The sequence below is a fragment of the Streptomyces sp. SM1 genome, from assembly GCF_002910825.1.
Classification (GTDB): Bacteria; Actinomycetota; Actinomycetes; order Streptomycetales; family Streptomycetaceae; genus Streptomyces; species Streptomyces okerensis.
Map to the genome: position 1 here is coordinate 1 of NZ_NEUB01000565.1, position 264 is coordinate 264.

Genomic DNA, 264 nt, shown 5'->3' on the forward strand with positions numbered 1-264 from the left:
GTGGGCCGCCGCGGACGGCGAGCCGGCGGAGAAGACGCCGAGTGCCGCGAGGTGCATCGGGTGACCGGCGGACTCGATGTTCCAGAACGCCAGGTCGAGGGGGGCGAGCGGGTCTGCGGTCATGGGCGGGGCCTCGCGTCGACGACGGGAACGGATCAGCAGTCGATCGCTCCCGGCCGATTACGGTCAAGTACGATCTGGCTACACATAGTTAACAGCATGTGACGTCCATGTTCCTGCCGCCGCTGCGGCGGCAGGGGCGGA

General features: G+C 68.6%; 1 protein-coding gene. It reads right to left on the reverse strand.

Annotation, left to right across the window (positions count from 1 at the left end):
• A partial coding sequence (locus B9S61_RS42270) for a wax ester/triacylglycerol synthase domain-containing protein (protein ID WP_146064832.1) occupies positions 1-123 on the reverse strand: 123 nt, incomplete at its 3' end.
• Positions 124-264 lie beyond the last annotated feature (141 nt).